Below are 15,070 nucleotides of genomic sequence, written 5' to 3'. Positions count from 1 at the left end.
GCTATACTCTATGCCTGCCATGAACAAGGCTTATGGCAGAACTATAAGAAATGAAGCTATTGCCAGGCTAGCATCATTAATATTTGCTTAGAGTTTCTGCCGAGCGCATTTCTATAGAGCTATTTAGCAGGTTTTTACGTTATAAAAGAATAACAGCCTTTATTTCGATAAAGCTTTGTTTACTCAGCATAAATAGAATAGTGCTGGAATTGATGGAGGAATGTCGCATGAATAACCAGCCATATGTGCCCGATGATCCGCGTTATCGCCAGGGGCAGCCACCGGCCTACAATGCTCCTCCCGGCTATGATAATCCAAATTATCCGCCAGCGGGCAGCAATCAGATTGAAAGGCGCGAAGAGGTCTACGATGATCCACAACTACGCCTTGCCACTATTCGTTACTGGACATCTGCAATTATCTATTTTTTGCTCACAGTACTGGAAATCATCCTCATCCTACGCTTTGTTTTCCGCTTGCTTGGGGCAAATCAGAGCAACGAGTTTATTCACGCCCTCTATGACGTCAGCTACGTCTTTACAGCTCCCTTTAACGGTATCTTTGGCGAACCGGCCGTACAGGCCCACGTATTTGAGCTCTCGACCTTGATAGCCATGCTCATTTATGCGCTCATCGGCTGGGGCCTGGTCTCTCTCGCGCGGGTCTTACTTGGCCCAAGCCTGACCAATCGCAGAAGCACGTTTATAGAGCGAGATCGGCGTATAGAATAGGCTAGATAATTCTTGCGATCAGCCAGTTGGAACCACCTGCTTCCTGCGGGCAGCTTGCTTGCCGTAGAGACAGGTGGTTCTTTTCGCGCGCTTGCCCACTCCCGGCAAAAGAGCCTTAACCGAGCAGGTGCTTTAGCACCAGTTCTAGTTCTTGCTGAGGCTTAACTGGTAAGCGCATAGCGCGCCAGGCCACAAAGCCGTCAGGGCGCACAAGAAGCGCTCCATCTTCCTCAATGCCAGCGCGTCCAGGCCAGAGCTTCTCGGGATCGCATAGATCGCCATCGGGGGCAAGGCGATAGGCTTTCAAGTCGAGCTGCAGGCGAGCAGCTACCACCTCGGCTGCAGCATGCCAGTCTTGACCTGCGGGGCCAGTCAGCAAGGTAAAGTGTGTGGCAGCCAGATCGACGGTAGAAGTGCGCTCGCCCTGATAGGTAAGCCAGAGGTGGGGTACGCGTGTGCCGGGCTGTCCATTAAGCTCGTGATTCTCGGGATCGCTGCCCTCCTCTTCCACGACGGCCTGAGATGCGTACTTATAACCATGTCCCGATAACATTTGTGAGGCAAAGCCTGATAACATGAACATAGCTGCTCCGGGCTCAAAACGCTCGCGGGTTGCCAGGCCGTCTTCGCCGGTCTGAGAATGGGAGAACTCAACTACCGCTTGCCCCACCGGCTGACGTTCGCTGTTATAAGTATCAAGCAGCGCCGGGCGCGCAACGCCTTTTAGCACCAGGGCCAGCTTCCAGGCCAGGTTATGCACATCACTGATGCCGGTATTGGCTCCCAGGCCACCCCAGGGCGTCACTTCGTGCGCGGCATCCCCTGCCAGGAATATACGTCCTTGCTGGAAGCTCTGGGCCACACGTACGCTGGCGGTCCAGGGTAAAATGCCCTTGACCTTAATCTCAGCCCTGGGCAAACCCAGTACCGAAGGAAGCAAGGCTTCCCAGTGCTCCGGCGGAAAATCCTCTGGTTTCTCCCCCTTTTGTGGATCATACGGAACGTGGAGGGTCCAGATATTGCGATTATTGATCGCCAGCAGCACACCTTTCATTTCAGGGCGCTCAATCAGCCACTGGCTGAACTCTCTTCCCTGCACAACTGAGCGCAAATCGGCCTCAACCAGAATGTTGAGCAGATGGCCCAGGATTCCGCTTCCACGATAGGGAATACTCAGAGCACGCAAAACAGCGCTATTGGCCCCATCGGCACCGAGCATATACTGAGCGCGGAGCTGGCTTTCAGTCCCGTCGCTGCGGTTGCGCACACGCGCGCTTACCCCTGTCTCATCCTGCTCAAAAGAGAGCAGTTCGGTCGAGAAGCGCACATCGCCCCCTCGCTTGCTCGCCTCCGCCAGTAAGATTGGCTCGACAAGATCTTGCGTACCTCGACTGCTAGAAGTGGGGCTTATCTCCTTCTGAGCAGCCATGATCGCCATAAGACGCGCCCACTGTTCTGAATCTGGCTCAGGTTCTTTATCTGCATTCGCAAAAGCCTCAGCCAGCGTGGAACCTTTGAGAAAGCCTTTTGCCGGCTGTAAGTCTTTGCCCGCCTCGTTGATAGCACCCTCTAGCCCAAGCTCGCGATAGAGCTCCATCACGCGCGCATTGAAACCGCGACCGCGGGGATGAATAGAGGTACTGGAATGACGCTCCACCAGAAGCGAGCGAATCCCATGATGGGAAAGGAAGATAGAAGCGCTCAGGCCCGCGGCGCCTCCGCCAACAATCAGGACTGGAATATTTTCTTGTATCATAGCTACTTAGCCTTTCTTCATTCGCATACATGTAGACTTCCCTTGAGCATCCAAGGGGTCCAGATCTCTTGGCTGGCTTTACTTTAGACCAATACGAGGAGGCTAACATCACCCATCTGGATAATCATAGTGGGCGACTGGCGGGCGAAAAGAAACGCTGTCGAGGATAATGGGTAAGACACATTCTAGGAAAGAAAGGCCGCCACGTTTCAGAGTAGATTGAGCTGGCGCGCAACTTCGCTGGCCTCGACACGATTATGCACGTTAAGCTTGCGATAGATACTCTGAATCTGTGCCTTGACGGTATTGACTGAAACTATCAGCTCATCAGCGATCTGGGGATTTGTATAGCCGGAGATAAGCAGATGTAGCACGCGCTGCTCCTGCAGGCTTAAGGGCTCATTCAAATCTGCAGCTCTGGGAGCGTTGCTGGCCGTGCGTTGCTGAGCGAAAGCGCGCAGGAGGTGTTGCAGATAGCTGCTTTGCAGGCCATCATGCACAGAGGGCAAGATGGCTTGCAGCAAGCTTGCCAGCGCCTCGCCTTCATCAAGAAAGAGGCGCTGATATCCTTCGGACGAAGCTGCAGCTACGACATCGCGCAAGACCTTCCTGGCCTCCTGCCTCTGATTGTTAGCGGCGTAGGCGAGAGCTACAAGGAGCCGGGCTTGCAGGGTAATGCGCAAACAACCTGCCCCTCTGGCAGCCTCGGCCGCATGCATTCCCTTCTCCAGAGCTGCCTTGTTCTGCCTTTGGGCCAGGAGTAAGCGTACGATGAGCAGCTCTTCGCGCTCGCGCTGCAAGGGCCGGGCCTCCGCAAGCTGGTCGCGCTGGCTGACCCAGTGCTCGACTGACGCGATATCCCCATGTATAAGCTGAAGCCAGGCCTGCAACATCTGGATCTCGCGATTGAGGCGATAACCTGGCGACAAGCCTTGAACAGTAGCCATTGGATATTGAGTTAGAAGCTGCAAGCAGCGCTGTTGAGCTGCAGCTGATCTTCCTCGTGCCTGCTCAATACGAGCCAGGATAAGTGCCGCCTCTACCTGAAATTGGGCATTGCCGAGCTGTTCGCCCAATGCGAGCGCCTCGCTGGCCTGCTGCTCAGCTTCAGATAGTTCGTTCCTTTCGTACGAGAGATAAGCCAATCCCAACTGGGCATCAGCGATATCATCGCAATCGCCATCCTGCCTGGCAGAATTCAGCAGCTGCCGATAGTGCTCAGTCGCCAGGCGCAATTCTCCATGCTCATAATAGGCCCGGCTCAATAAGGCTGTGTTCCCACGCATAAGCGGTGGGGCGTCAAGCTGGGCACAGAGAGTGCGCGAGGTCAGGATTGTCTGTAGCGCGCATTCAATCTTGCCCGCGTAGAGCTCTTCCGTCCCAATGACCTGTAAGGCAAAGTGTTGCCAGAGCACATCTTCAGTGGGCGCATAAGCAAGCAATTGTCTGGCATGCTGCACAGCTTGCTCCAGGCTTCCATATTGGCGCTCGATGACGGCGCGAAAAAATAACGTCCAGAGCAGCCCGAATCGATCGTCCTGATCCTGAAAGCTCTTTTCTATGCTCTGCAATGCCTGCTCCAATTGGGCCAGATCACGCGCGGAAAGCGATTGTTGTTCCATGATGCTTATGAAGAACTGAACCCGAACCTGCAGCAAACGCAGTTGGGGGCGCTGCTCGATCTTCTGAGGCGAAAGATGCTCCAACCAGTGCTGCAGCAGACGCACATCTTGCTGGGGCAAGAGATGCGAGGGAATCGCGTCGGAACGTTGCTTTGCCAGAAACTGCTCGATCAGCTCTGCCGCTCGCTCGTCGTCGGAGCTTACAATGGCCAGTTCTATAGCCTCGGTGAGCATATTGCATTGCTCATACCAGTTCATAGCGCGCTGCAATAATTGACGAAACCATTTTTCACCATAACGCTGACAGGCAATATACTGCAGGCTTGAGGCAAAAAGGGGAAAATAGCCATACCAGGTCTGCGCTAGAGGAGCTGAAGGCGAGGACAAACGCGGCTCAGGCTCGCCCAGGCGTTCCAGAAAGAGATTAGCTTGCTCAAGCTCAGCCAATAGAAGCGCGCTCTCCTCTCGCCCGGTAAGATAGGCGCAAAGCTCGCCGCTCAGGCGCGTGGGCAGGCACGTTTGCAGGAGGAAATCTTGCACTGGCTCCGGCTGAGTAGAAAATATCTCGGAGACAAAATACTCAAAGATGAGCTCATAGCCGCTCTCCAGCCTGCCAAATTCCCGGCCGATGATCTGAGGCTGGCGCGTTCCGGCTTGCTGGGCTAGAGTTAGCAGGCGTAAGCCGGCTGGCCATCCCTGTAGGCTCTCAACGCTGCGCAGCTTAGTTGGCTCGTCATACGCTTGAGGCATATTTTGCTGCAGAAAAGCTAAAGTTTCCTCTCTGGAAAAGCGCAGATCCTCGGTCGCGATCTTGCTCAACTTCCCGGCAGCTCCCAGGCGAGCGAGTGGCAAAGCTGGCAGGCTGCGTGTCAATATCAAGAGGTGAAGAGCCGGCGGTAGGTGCTCGATGAAAAAGGCTATGCTTGCCTGCAGTTCCGCTGATTTGACTATATGAAAATTCTCAAGGATCAGAACGCAGTTTGCGGAAAGGGCGGTCAGGGCATTGAGTAAAGCCGTCAGCAAGGCTTCCTGCTCCAGGGGCGCACAGGATGGCTCTAGGCTGGTCGCAAGCTGTACGAGAGCGGGAGAAGCACCGGGCAAGTTCTGGCAGGCCACCACAACATAGCGCCAGAAGCGCAGCGGGTCATTATCTTCGGCAGCGAGCGAGATCCAGGCTATCGCTGGATGGTTGGCTTCTTCAAGCAAATTTAGCCATTGTAAAACCAGAGTGGTCTTGCCATAGCCAGCTGGAGCAACCAGCAGCGTAAGAGGACGCTCAAGACTGCGCTCCAACACTTTGAGCAGGCGCGTACGCTCGATGAGCCGAGCCGCTAAAGGGGGAATACGCAATTTTGTGAGCAGTAGCGCATCTTGCGGCAAAGATGCCGGCGCCTCTTCTTTCGTTTGCTCTACAGCGCGGAAAGATAAGATGAGCTGTCGAGCAATGTCTGCTAAACGCTCGAACGTAACGCTGTCTGCCTGCCCAAGATAACGCTTCCTGGTATGCCTGCCGCTTGTGTGATAAGCATACCAGTATCCTGAACCGCGCTTCCGCAGCTCTTTTCTCACTGTAATCCGACCTTGCGGGCTCTGAAAAGAGAAGGTTGCATGTTCTTCTAGCCAGCGCCGCCACAATTTCTCATCCTCGGGCCGAAAGCGTTGTATAAGCTGGTCATGAGCATTGAGCGCGTAAAGTTGCTGCAGCTCATCCCAGCGTAGCAGGAATTCAGGTAATTTTGGCATAGCATCTCGCCGCTCAGCTTGTTTCATACCCAACACTAGATAAGCCCAGTATAACAGGGTGGAACGAACCAGGCAAGCCATCTCAGCGGCCGCGCCTAAAATTTTCGCCAGGCCTCTGTTGCGGCCAGCCATATTCCAGGGCAAAAGCCTAATACGGTACGACAGGCACCTGTACAGATGGCCATACAGCTTGTATACTCTCTAATAAGATACAGGCCTGGATTGAACAGTTCCGTATGGAGGATATAAGCATGTTCCACGCTTTCGCCGGCAAAAAACGCTCCCTACATTTTCGGCGCCTCATCCTTCCCGACGAGTCATCTACTAGCAGCGCTTCTCCTCTCCACATCCATATAGCCATTGTTGGAGCCGGCTTCTCCGGGTTGGGAATGGCGATTCGGCTCAAGCAACAGAGGCAAGAAGATTTCATAATTCTTGAGCAAGCCGCAGATATTGGAGGCACCTGGAGGGATAATACCTATCCGGGCTGTGCCTGCGATATTCCCTCTCATCTTTATTCTTACTCTTTCGCCCTTAATCCCCATTGGAGCCGTAAGTACTCTCCTCAGCACGAGATTCGCGACTATTTGCGCCGCTGCGCCCGCCGCTTTGGCATCCTGCCTCACATCTGGTGGAAGAGCGAACTGCAGCATGCTGCGTGGCATGAAGAGGAGCGCCGCTGGCACATCACTACCTCGCGCGGCAAGTGTACTGCCGATATCCTCATTCTCGGGCAGGGACCGCTTCAGGAACCCTCGCTACCCGCCATTGCGGGCATCGAGAGCTTCGAGGGCTGCCTGTTCCACTCAGCCCAATGGAGGCATGATTACGATCTGAGCGGGAAACGCGTTGCGGTGATCGGGACAGGAGCCTCGGCCATTCAATTTGTGCCACACATTCAGCCACAGGTAAGCCGCCTCTTGCTGTTTCAACGCACCCCTCCCTGGATTGTCCCGCGCCTGGATCAAGCCATTCCAGCCTGGCAACAACGGCTCTTCCGCCTGCTCCCACTGACGCAACGCTTTGTCCGCACGCGCATCTACTGGCGCAACGAGCTAACGGCGCTGGGCCTGGTCTATCGTCAGGAAATTTTGGAGAAGGCCATGCGCTTTGCGCGACTCTATCTGGAGGCGCAGGTAGCAGATCCCGAGCTACGCGCAAAGCTCACGCCGCACTACACGATTGGGTGTAAACGCATCTTGCTGTCAGATGATTTCTATCCGGCGGTGTCCCAGACTAATGTCGACGTTATTACCGAGAGCATCAGCGAAGTGAGGGCTCATAGTATTCTCACCGCAGATGGCAGCGAGCATGAAATAGACACACTTATCTGTGCCACCGGCTTCCAGGTCGCTGATACGCGCCTGCCCTATTGCATCTATGGGTGCGATGGACGCACGCTGGCACAACATTGGCAGATGGGACGCAGCGCCTATCTGGGCACTACAGTTGCCGAGTTTCCTAATCTCTTCCTGCTCATCGGCCCCAACACAGGCCTGGGTCACAATTCGATGGTCTTCATGATCGAGTCCCAGATCACCTATATCTTGCATTGCTTACATCTAATGGAACAGCGCCATTTGCAGGCAGTTGAGCTTCGCCCGACAATTCAAGAGACTTTCAATACAGCGTTGCAGCAGCGTATGCGGGGCACCGTCTGGATGTCCGGCTGCTCCAGTTGGTATCTCGATAGCGGAAGCGGACGCAACTCTACGCTCTGGCCAGGGTTTACCTTCGAATTCTGGCTGAAGACGCGCCGCTTTGACCCCCAGCACTATATCTTGCAGCCCAGACCGGCAGCCGTTCAGCGCCAGGATACCGTTGCGCCTTAAGCACAAAGAAAATAAAGGAAAGAGAGAAATGCAGATATGCAGCTCATTGTAGCCGACGATCACGAGGCGATGAGCAGGGAAGCCGCACGTGCTATAGCCGAGGTGCTCAAGCGCAAGCCCGGCGCCTCTATCGTGATTCCGACCGGCAATACGCCACTTCAGACTTATAGAGAGCTAGTTCAGCTCTACAAGCGTGGCGAATTCACCACAGCGCAACTTCGCCCTTTTCAGCTAGATGAATACCTGGGCCTTCCTGCCGACGATTCCCGCTCGTTCTTCGGCTGGGTCCGGCGCACATTTCTTGAGCCACTGGATATTCCGGTCGAGCGCCTGATTCGCTTAAACGGGGAGACAGACGAGCCCGAAGCAGCTTGCCGCGCCTATGACGCTGCAGTCCAGCAGGCAGGGGGCTTTGATCTGGCCATTCTGGGCTTAGGTAGCAATGGACACCTGGCCTTTAACGAGCCACCTTCTGACCCGCAGAGCCCGACCCGCCGCGTTGCCCTGACTGAGGCATCAATCACTAGCGATGGCGCTTATTGGGGCGGGCGCGAGCTAGTCCCACGCTATGCTCTCACCTGCGGTATGACCCATCTGTTAGCGGCACTGCAGATTCTCTTGCTCGTCTCCGGCCAAGCCAAGCAGGCGATCTTAGAGAAGACGATCTCAGCCCCCATCACGCCCGAGGTTCCTGCCTCTTACCTGCAGCAAAGCCCTAATGTAGTAGTCATTGCAGACAAGGCAGCCTGGCCACAAGCTGTTCCTTATTGACATAACAAACTTGTAGAGCAGGTGTGAATGTATCACCTGCTTTAGCGTGCTGCACCGCTGGCAAGCCTGACGATCTGCTTACTCTTTTACACGCAGAACGATTTTGCCGCGTGTATGCCCACTTGCCCCCTGCGCAAAGGCCTGGCGAGCCTGGGCAAGTGGGAGAACTGTATCGATGATAGGCCGTACATGCCCCGCATCGATCAACTCAGCGATCTGCCCCAGTTGCTGGCGGTTGGGTTCCACGATAAACCAGACTGAGCGCACGCCATGGGCTTTAGCTTGCTCAGGTGAGGGAGGATTAGCGACAGAGATAAGCACACCGCCCTTTTTCAAAACCTTCCAGGAGCGCTCCTGCGTCTCGCCACCAACCGTATCGAGCACGACATCAACGTCGTGAACCACCTCGTCAAAACGCGTGGCTGTATAGTCGATGGCTTCGTGAGCGCCAAGTTCGCGCAGGAAATCAAGATTGCGCCCAGAGGCGGTTCCGATGACATGTGCGCCGGCCCAGCTTGCGATTTGCACGGCAAAGACCCCAACTCCACCAGCGGCGCCGGTGACCAGCACGGTTTGTCCAGCCGTAAGGCCTGCATGCTCAAAGTAGGCTTGCCAGGCGGTCAGCGCGGTCAGAGGCACGGCCGCCGCCTGCACATGATCGAGGGAACGAGGCTTGGAAGCTAGCTCGCTGGGCAGGCCAATGGCATATTCGGCTTCCGCACCATCGCGATCAAAGGCAGTCAGCGCATAGACTTCCGTGCCCAGCGCAATATCCGAAACTCCGGGCCCAACCGCCGCGACAACGCCTGAAAGATCATGCCCGGGAATGGGCAAGTCGCGCACCTTGCCCGCCTTTGTCTCGTAGGTCTCTGGCCAGGTCAACTCTGGCGCAATGACCCCTGTCGCATGCACACGAACTAAGACTTCCCCAGGACCAGGCTCAGGCTGCGGCGCATCTTCATAGAAGAGTTGCTCAGGATCACCACGACCATGTAAACGGATTGCTTTCATGTATGTTGCACCATTTCTAGCTTTGCAAAACGCGTAAAGTCATAGAACGCGGCAAAACAGCTTCTATCTCGCCAGCGTTCTTGACTGGATACCAGATTAGAGGGTTAACGCTGCTTTTAAGGCGCGCAAACAATGCAACATATTATAGCACCTGAGCAACAACTTGCTTACATTCTTTTGCTCCCAGCAATCACGCTTGCTTACCTGCCAGGAATGCTAGCTACCCGCAGGAATGCTGCCGTGCCAGTAATCATACTGCATAAAAGCTGCCGTGTTGGCGGCCTGCTCTTCGCCCAGCAACCTTGCAACTATGTAGAGCGACATATCGATGCCAGCCGAGATACCTGCTGAAAGCACTATCTTGCCGTTATCCACGTAGCGCTTTTCTGGGCAGAGCGTGGTATTGGGAGCCATGGCCCGCAGCCGCTCGACCTCTAAATAGTGGGTAGTGGCCGTCAGCCCCTCCAACAAGCCAGCACTTGCCAGCACCAGCGCCCCATTACAGACCGAGAGTAATAGCTCAACACGCTCAGCCTGCGCGCGAATCCAGTGCAAAACCACCTCATTCTTCATTGGTACGGCAGCGCTGGCCCCACCAGGAATCAGCAAAATATCCGGCTGCGGACAGTTCTCAAGCGTATATCCGGAATTAACGCTCAAACCATTGCGCGCCAGTACAGGACCGGCCTGCTCGGCAACTGTAAAAACCTCGAAGGGCTTCTCGCCGCTCTGGCCGGCTCCTGCAGTGCCAAATACTTCAAATGGCCCACAAAAATCAAGCACTTCGACATCATTAAAAATCAAGATGGCTACTTTGCGAGACATAGCACTCTTCCTTTTTATTCTATGCTGCTAAAAAAATATGCATGCTCCGCCCTTTTTTCCTTCTTTCACAAAACATGCATACCGCCTTAAATTGCAGATTGGCGGCGCAACTGGTGAGCCGAGCGGCTGACCGAGGGTGGCACTCCATATTGCCTGAGCCATAGACGCCTGAAGTGGCGCGCATCCTCAAAGCCGCATTTAGTGGCAACCTCCTCGATGCTCAAGGCGGGATTGTTAAGCAAGTTGGCGGCCAGTTCAATCTGTAAGCGCTGATGATACTGTACCAGAGTCAGTCCCGTGGCCTCTTTAAAAGAGCGCGTCAGGCTACGTATGCTCATTTGCCCAATCCGGGCAAGATCGCTGAGTGTGCCTGGCTCGGCAATATGGCTGATCAAGTGATCCTGCACCTTATGTACTGAAGGGTTTAGATGGGTACGATATTGCAAGTAGAGGCTCTCCTGGGCCTGTGAGCCGTTGCGCCGCATATACACTACAAGATAGCGCGCGGCTTGAGCCGCAAAGAGCGGCCCATGTTTTTGCTCAAGCAAAGAGAGCGTCATATCGATACCAGAGGCGATGCCCGCACTGGTTATCAGGTACCCATCGTGGACAAACAAGATGGAATCGAGCACGCGCGCACGCGGATAGTTTGTGCGCAACTGCTCAATCACCTGCCAGTGCGTTGTGCAACGGCGGCCATCAAGTAAACCTGCCTCTCCCAGCACAAAAGCCCCCGTACAGATGGAGGCGATATGGGCGCCTGTGGCTGCGGCCTGCTTTAGCCAGCACACAACCTCTGCTTGCAAGGGGGCATCGCCAAACAAAGCCTTCAGACGTAAGCCAGGAATCAGGATGAGGTCAGCGGCAGAAACTTCGGGCAACGGTTGGAGGTGGGCCAGGCCCAGCCCTTGAGCGCTCAGCAGCTCCGGCTGGTTGGCACAGAACAACAGCTTATAGGCTGCTCCCGCCTCTATAGCTGCGTCAAACGTCTGTGCCGGTCCGGCCAGATCAAGTAGATTCACCTGTGGTAACAAAAGGAAAATTACGCGTTGCACACTATCCGGCGCATCACGCGTATACAACGTTCCTGGCAAAGAAGCTGCTAGCATCAGGCCTCTCCTGTACAGCTTAGATCCATTCAGTTCCCTGTCCATCCTCTTATGTGAAAAGCTCACAGCAATACTGTAGCCCATCACATAGCTAATGCCAATGGTCAAAGCGGCCAGGAACCGGACCGATCTAGCCAGGTGCTCTGCCATCACCGCTACTTATTTACCAGCCTGGCTCCCCAGGCCAGAGGCTATGCTGGGGCTGCCAGCCAAGCTGTTCTTTTGCCAGCTGATTGCTGCAGCGAAAAGAGGACTGTTCAGGCAACGCTGAGTTATAGGGAGGCGTGGGCAAGTTCAGCTTGCGCGCCAGAGTTGTAACATAATCCCCGTAGCGTAGCGGCTGATCGACGATATTGTAGGTCGAGCTGACAGGGGCGCGCTCAAGAGCCAGGGCAAACGCCTCAGCGACATCCGCGACATGCACAAGCGAGACAAAATTCTGCCCATTACCAGGAATCTCGACCTGTCCCGCACGCAAGTTCTCCAACAGGCGCTCCTGGCCCGTGCCCGCGCCAACGAAGAGCCCACCACGCAGAATGGTCCAATGCATACGCCCAGGCGCTACAGCCTTCACCTGGCGCTCCATCTCTATCACCGGCGCACACACTACAGTTCGCTCTGGCGTCGTATCTAGTGGCTGCTCTTCGTCAAGCCAGCGGTCGCCGCCATCAGGATAGGCCATAACGATACTTTGCTGGATATAGCGGGTGGCCCCGGCCTGCAGTGCTGCAGCTAGCAAGGCCCTTGTCCCTTCTGTACGCAAGCGGGTATTGGTATCCCAAGCTCCCGGCAAGGAAGGATTGGCAGGAATAGCCGTAGCAATATGGATGACTGCCTCACAGTCTCTGGCCAGCTCAGGCAGTTGTCGCTGCCCCTCCGGGCTCAACAGCTCCCCCACGCTGGCCACAACCCCGCGAGCCTGCAAATCCTTGGCCTGCTCTGCTGAACGAACCAGTGTATGAATTTTATGCTGATCTTGCTGCAAACGTGGCAGTAGAACCCGTCCAAGCGCACCTGTAGCACCGATAACAAATATATGCATTTTCTTCCCCTTTTCTTTCTTTGGTTTAGCTCACTGAGCGAACGAGATATAACGGAGACGAGCCAGTACCGTAAAGTGTGACACCCGAACAGAATTTTCGCAAGCGCTTTTCAGTGCTACAATACTGAAAAGCACACAGAGAAAAGGCATAGACAGCTAGATATCAGATCTGTTAAGCAGGCCCGCTCACCTTCCGCGTCACCTGCCGCATAGCCTGGAAAAAGCGCACTGCATCTGGTATAGTTCTTCTGGGACGTGTACATTGCAATTGCAGGTCGAAAGCATGGCAACCGTGGAAACAAGAAGCGCGTTGCCACAACAGCAGTCTCATAGTCATCGGCTATCTATTCCAGCGCCACTCAATTAACCCAAACACTCCTGACTTTATTCCCAGAGAGTTTTTTGTGAAGTTGGCCAACAAAACAGCCATGACGGCGAACAGCCGATCAGCTAGTTAGCCAAATAGTTATCCGCAAAGATGAGGTAAAAGCCAAAGATGCGTAAAATTTCCCTTTTAGGAATCCCTCACGATGACAACTCCTCTTATATGAGAGGCCCTGCCGAAGCGCCCGCGCATATCCGTCGCGAACTACATTGCGACGCGTATAGCATGTGGAGCGAGACGGGTAGCGATCTTGGGGCCGAGGGCAGGCTTATTGATCATGGCGACATTCAGTTCGCTAGCGAGACCGATCCATGGGATCTTATCGAGCAGCGTGTAGCGAGCGCGCTGGCCTCAGGCGATCCATTGATTTGCCTCGGCGGCGATCATGCCATCACGCATCCAATTATGCGCGCCGTGCGGAGCCGTCACCCCAGGTTAACTATCCTCCACATTGACGCGCATCCCGACATTTATCACTCTTACCAGGATAACATGCGATCTCATACATCGTCGTTTGCGCGCATCATGGAAGAGCGGCTTACAGACCGCTTGATCCAGGTTGGACTACGCACCATCAACGATCACCATCGCGAGCAGTTCAAACGGTTCGGCGTCGAGGTTATTGAAGCCGATCGCTTCGAAGAAAATCTCCAGCTCGACATAACAACACCCATCTATCTTTCGATGGATATCGACGGACTGGACCCTGCCTACGCGCCTGGTGTATCGCATAGGGAGCCAGGTGGCCTATCTACCCGCCAGGTAATCAACCTGCTTCATAACATCAAACAACCTATCGTGGCCGCCGATATTGTCGAGTATAATCCGCGCTGCGACGTCTCCAATCTCACCGCGCTTGTAGCGGCAAAGCTGTTGAAAGAGATTGGCGGAATGATGTTGAAGACGGCCGGCGAATAGCGGCAAGGCTACGACTTCAAGCAAGGGGCAATGGCACGTCTATGGCGCTATTTGCCCCTCCAAAGCGAGGTGTAGCAGTTTCTGGAATTTCGAGACGTATTGTTTTAAGCGCTGGGCCAGGCCCTATATCCGGGTTATCTGGGCAAACGAGCCATCAACAGGTGTGGGCGCCCTTGATTGCGTCGAAACCGTAATTGCAGTAACCAGGCGCGTATCGTCGGGGGACCAGGCCAGGGCAAAAGTTGGCACATCTATGAAGAAGTTAAAATTACGCTGAGTATCGGCATCCCACATGCAGACAACCCCGCAGTTATCCCCACAATAGACCTGAGTGACAGCGGCAATTCGCTTTCCATTGTGCGACCAGGCTACCACAGTCACGGCATCTGGCAACACGCCTTTAGAGCTATCATATGCAGCTGCCGCTACATTGTAGCCCTGATAGATATATTTAGACGCTCCAGTCGCGATATTCCAGAGGCGTACTGTTTTATCAAGCGAGCCCGAGGCCACATATTTGCCATCCGGCGACCAGGCCACCGAGCTTACGGAACCGGTATGGCCACGATAAACAAAGCGCTGTTTGCCGCTTACAGCTTCAAGAATATGGACAGTCTTATCCATAGAGGCTGTGGCGAGATACTGACTATCGCGCGACCAGGCTACCGAGTTCACGCTATCAGTATGGCCACGGTAGGCATATTTCTGCTGGCCGCTGGCTATATCCCAGAGGCGCACAGTGTTATCAGCAGAACCGGAGGCCACATATTTGCCATCAGGCGACCAGGCTACAGTTGTCACGATATCTGTATGGCCGCGATAGACGGCGGCATGCTCTCCGCTTCTAGCATCCCAGATCTGTATAGTTTTATCAAGCGCGCCCGAGGCTACTCGCTTGCTGTCTGGCGACCAATCAACCGCTGCCACGCCATCGGTATGGCCGCGATAGACATAAGGCTTATCGGCTGCAGTCGGGTTTGTGGGCCAGACTTGCACTGTCTTGTCCAAGGAACCCGAGACTATATAGCGCCCATCCAGTGACCAGGCCACTGATGTTACTCGTGCCCTATGGCCACGATAGATATAAAGAACGTTGCGGCTGGAAAGGCGTGAGGAGGTAGGGGTAGCGGTTGGAGCGGCCGAGGGTGCTGTGGATTGAGCACAGCCGCCTATGCTTGTAGCCAGGACCAAACTTGCCAGGCTCTGCAAAATTGTACGGCGTGAAAGAAATTCCTTGAGCTGACCCATGGGTGTATACATCGCAGGCACTCCTTTACCTGATGAATATGCCCAGCCTCAATGAGCGCATCAAGCTCATACGTAAC

General features: G+C 54.7%; 11 protein-coding genes. 4 read left to right on the top strand and 7 right to left on the bottom strand.

Annotation, left to right across the window (positions count from 1 at the left end; all coding sequences use genetic code 11):
* The first annotated feature begins 227 nt into the window (after window positions 1-227).
* Window positions 228-731 (top strand): YggT family protein, encoded by a 504-nt coding sequence (locus EPA93_RS10470; protein ID WP_129887166.1) that lies wholly within the window; start codon window positions 228-230, stop codon window positions 729-731.
* A gap of 115 nt (window positions 732-846) precedes the next feature.
* Here EPA93_RS10470 and EPA93_RS10465 read toward each other — a convergent pair whose 3' ends face one another.
* Both EPA93_RS10465 and EPA93_RS10460 read right to left on the bottom strand, forming a co-directional pair.
* On the bottom strand, window positions 847-2,487 hold the full coding sequence (locus EPA93_RS10465; protein WP_129887164.1) for an FAD-dependent oxidoreductase: 1,641 nt from the start codon (window positions 2,485-2,487) through the stop codon (window positions 847-849).
* A 209-nt stretch (window positions 2,488-2,696) separates the two neighbouring features.
* The gene (locus EPA93_RS10460; protein ID WP_165423011.1) at window positions 2,697-5,852 is read right to left on the bottom strand and encodes a winged helix-turn-helix domain-containing protein; all 3,156 of its coding nucleotides are present in this window, start codon (window positions 5,850-5,852) and stop codon (window positions 2,697-2,699) included.
* A gap of 251 nt (window positions 5,853-6,103) precedes the next feature.
* Between EPA93_RS10460 and EPA93_RS10455 the strand changes: the two genes are divergently transcribed.
* Window positions 6,104-7,684 (top strand): flavin-containing monooxygenase, encoded by a 1,581-nt coding sequence (locus tag EPA93_RS10455; protein ID WP_129887160.1) that lies wholly within the window; start codon window positions 6,104-6,106, stop codon window positions 7,682-7,684.
* Between the two features lie 36 nt (window positions 7,685-7,720).
* Window positions 7,721-8,455 carry a 6-phosphogluconolactonase gene (locus tag EPA93_RS10450; RefSeq protein WP_129887158.1) on the top strand — a complete coding sequence of 245 codons (735 nt, stop codon included), beginning with the start codon at window positions 7,721-7,723 and terminating at the stop codon, window positions 8,453-8,455.
* 78 nt (window positions 8,456-8,533) lie between these two features.
* On the opposite strand, the gene EPA93_RS10445 is transcribed toward EPA93_RS10450, so the two are convergent.
* The 4 genes from EPA93_RS10445 to EPA93_RS10430 all read right to left on the bottom strand — a co-directional run bounded on the left by EPA93_RS10445 (window position 8,534) and on the right by EPA93_RS10430 (window position 12,442).
* Entirely contained in the window at window positions 8,534-9,466 is a 933-nt protein-coding gene (locus EPA93_RS10445) for an NADP-dependent oxidoreductase (RefSeq protein ID WP_129887156.1), read from the bottom strand.
* 216 nt (window positions 9,467-9,682) lie between these two features.
* Window positions 9,683-10,291: a DJ-1/PfpI family protein gene (locus tag EPA93_RS10440; protein WP_129887154.1), complete on the bottom strand. Its 609-nt coding sequence runs from the start codon at window positions 10,289-10,291 to the stop codon at window positions 9,683-9,685.
* A gap of 86 nt (window positions 10,292-10,377) precedes the next feature.
* Window positions 10,378-11,400 carry a GlxA family transcriptional regulator gene (locus EPA93_RS10435; RefSeq protein WP_129887152.1) on the bottom strand — a complete coding sequence of 341 codons (1,023 nt, stop codon included), beginning with the start codon at window positions 11,398-11,400 and terminating at the stop codon, window positions 10,378-10,380.
* A 163-nt stretch (window positions 11,401-11,563) separates the two neighbouring features.
* Window positions 11,564-12,442 carry an NAD-dependent epimerase/dehydratase family protein gene (locus tag EPA93_RS10430; protein WP_129887150.1) on the bottom strand — a complete coding sequence of 293 codons (879 nt, stop codon included), beginning with the start codon at window positions 12,440-12,442 and terminating at the stop codon, window positions 11,564-11,566.
* A 496-nt stretch (window positions 12,443-12,938) separates the two neighbouring features.
* Here EPA93_RS10430 and speB point away from each other — a divergent pair, with 496 nt between their 5' ends.
* Window positions 12,939-13,745 carry an agmatinase gene (speB, locus tag EPA93_RS10425; protein WP_129887148.1) on the top strand — a complete coding sequence of 269 codons (807 nt, stop codon included), beginning with the start codon at window positions 12,939-12,941 and terminating at the stop codon, window positions 13,743-13,745.
* A gap of 123 nt (window positions 13,746-13,868) precedes the next feature.
* Here speB and EPA93_RS10420 read toward each other — a convergent pair whose 3' ends face one another.
* Complete coding sequence (locus EPA93_RS10420) at window positions 13,869-15,005, bottom strand: WD40 repeat domain-containing protein (protein WP_129887146.1); 1,137 nt, start codon at window positions 15,003-15,005, stop codon at window positions 13,869-13,871.
* Window positions 15,006-15,070 lie beyond the last annotated feature (65 nt).

The organism is Ktedonosporobacter rubrisoli (genome assembly GCF_004208415.1).
GTDB lineage: Bacteria > Chloroflexota > Ktedonobacteria > Ktedonobacterales > Ktedonobacteraceae > Ktedonosporobacter > Ktedonosporobacter rubrisoli.
Note: the sequence above shows the minus strand (reverse complement) of the source record. Positions and strands in the feature narration are given on the sequence as shown.

Bases quoted from the DNA above. Each gene is read 5' to 3' on its own strand.
- EPA93_RS10470 (WP_129887166.1), top strand. From the start codon at position 228: ATGAATAACCAGCCATATGTGCCCGATGATCCGCGTTATCGCCAGGGG.
- EPA93_RS10465 (WP_129887164.1), bottom strand. From the start codon at position 2,487: ATGATACAAGAAAATATTCCAGTCCTGATTGTTGGCGGAGGCGCCGCG.
- EPA93_RS10460 (WP_165423011.1), bottom strand. From the start codon at position 5,852: ATGCCAAAATTACCTGAATTCCTGCTACGCTGGGATGAGCTGCAGCAA.
- EPA93_RS10455 (WP_129887160.1), top strand. From the start codon at position 6,104: ATGTTCCACGCTTTCGCCGGCAAAAAACGCTCCCTACATTTTCGGCGC.
- EPA93_RS10450 (WP_129887158.1), top strand. From the start codon at position 7,721: ATGCAGCTCATTGTAGCCGACGATCACGAGGCGATGAGCAGGGAAGCC.
- EPA93_RS10445 (WP_129887156.1), bottom strand. From the start codon at position 9,466: ATGAAAGCAATCCGTTTACATGGTCGTGGTGATCCTGAGCAACTCTTC.
- EPA93_RS10440 (WP_129887154.1), bottom strand. From the start codon at position 10,291: ATGTCTCGCAAAGTAGCCATCTTGATTTTTAATGATGTCGAAGTGCTT.
- EPA93_RS10435 (WP_129887152.1), bottom strand. From the start codon at position 11,400: ATGCTAGCAGCTTCTTTGCCAGGAACGTTGTATACGCGTGATGCGCCG.
- EPA93_RS10430 (WP_129887150.1), bottom strand. From the start codon at position 12,442: ATGCATATATTTGTTATCGGTGCTACAGGTGCGCTTGGACGGGTTCTA.
- speB (WP_129887148.1), top strand. From the start codon at position 12,939: ATGCGTAAAATTTCCCTTTTAGGAATCCCTCACGATGACAACTCCTCT.
- EPA93_RS10420 (WP_129887146.1), bottom strand. From the start codon at position 15,005: ATGTATACACCCATGGGTCAGCTCAAGGAATTTCTTTCACGCCGTACA.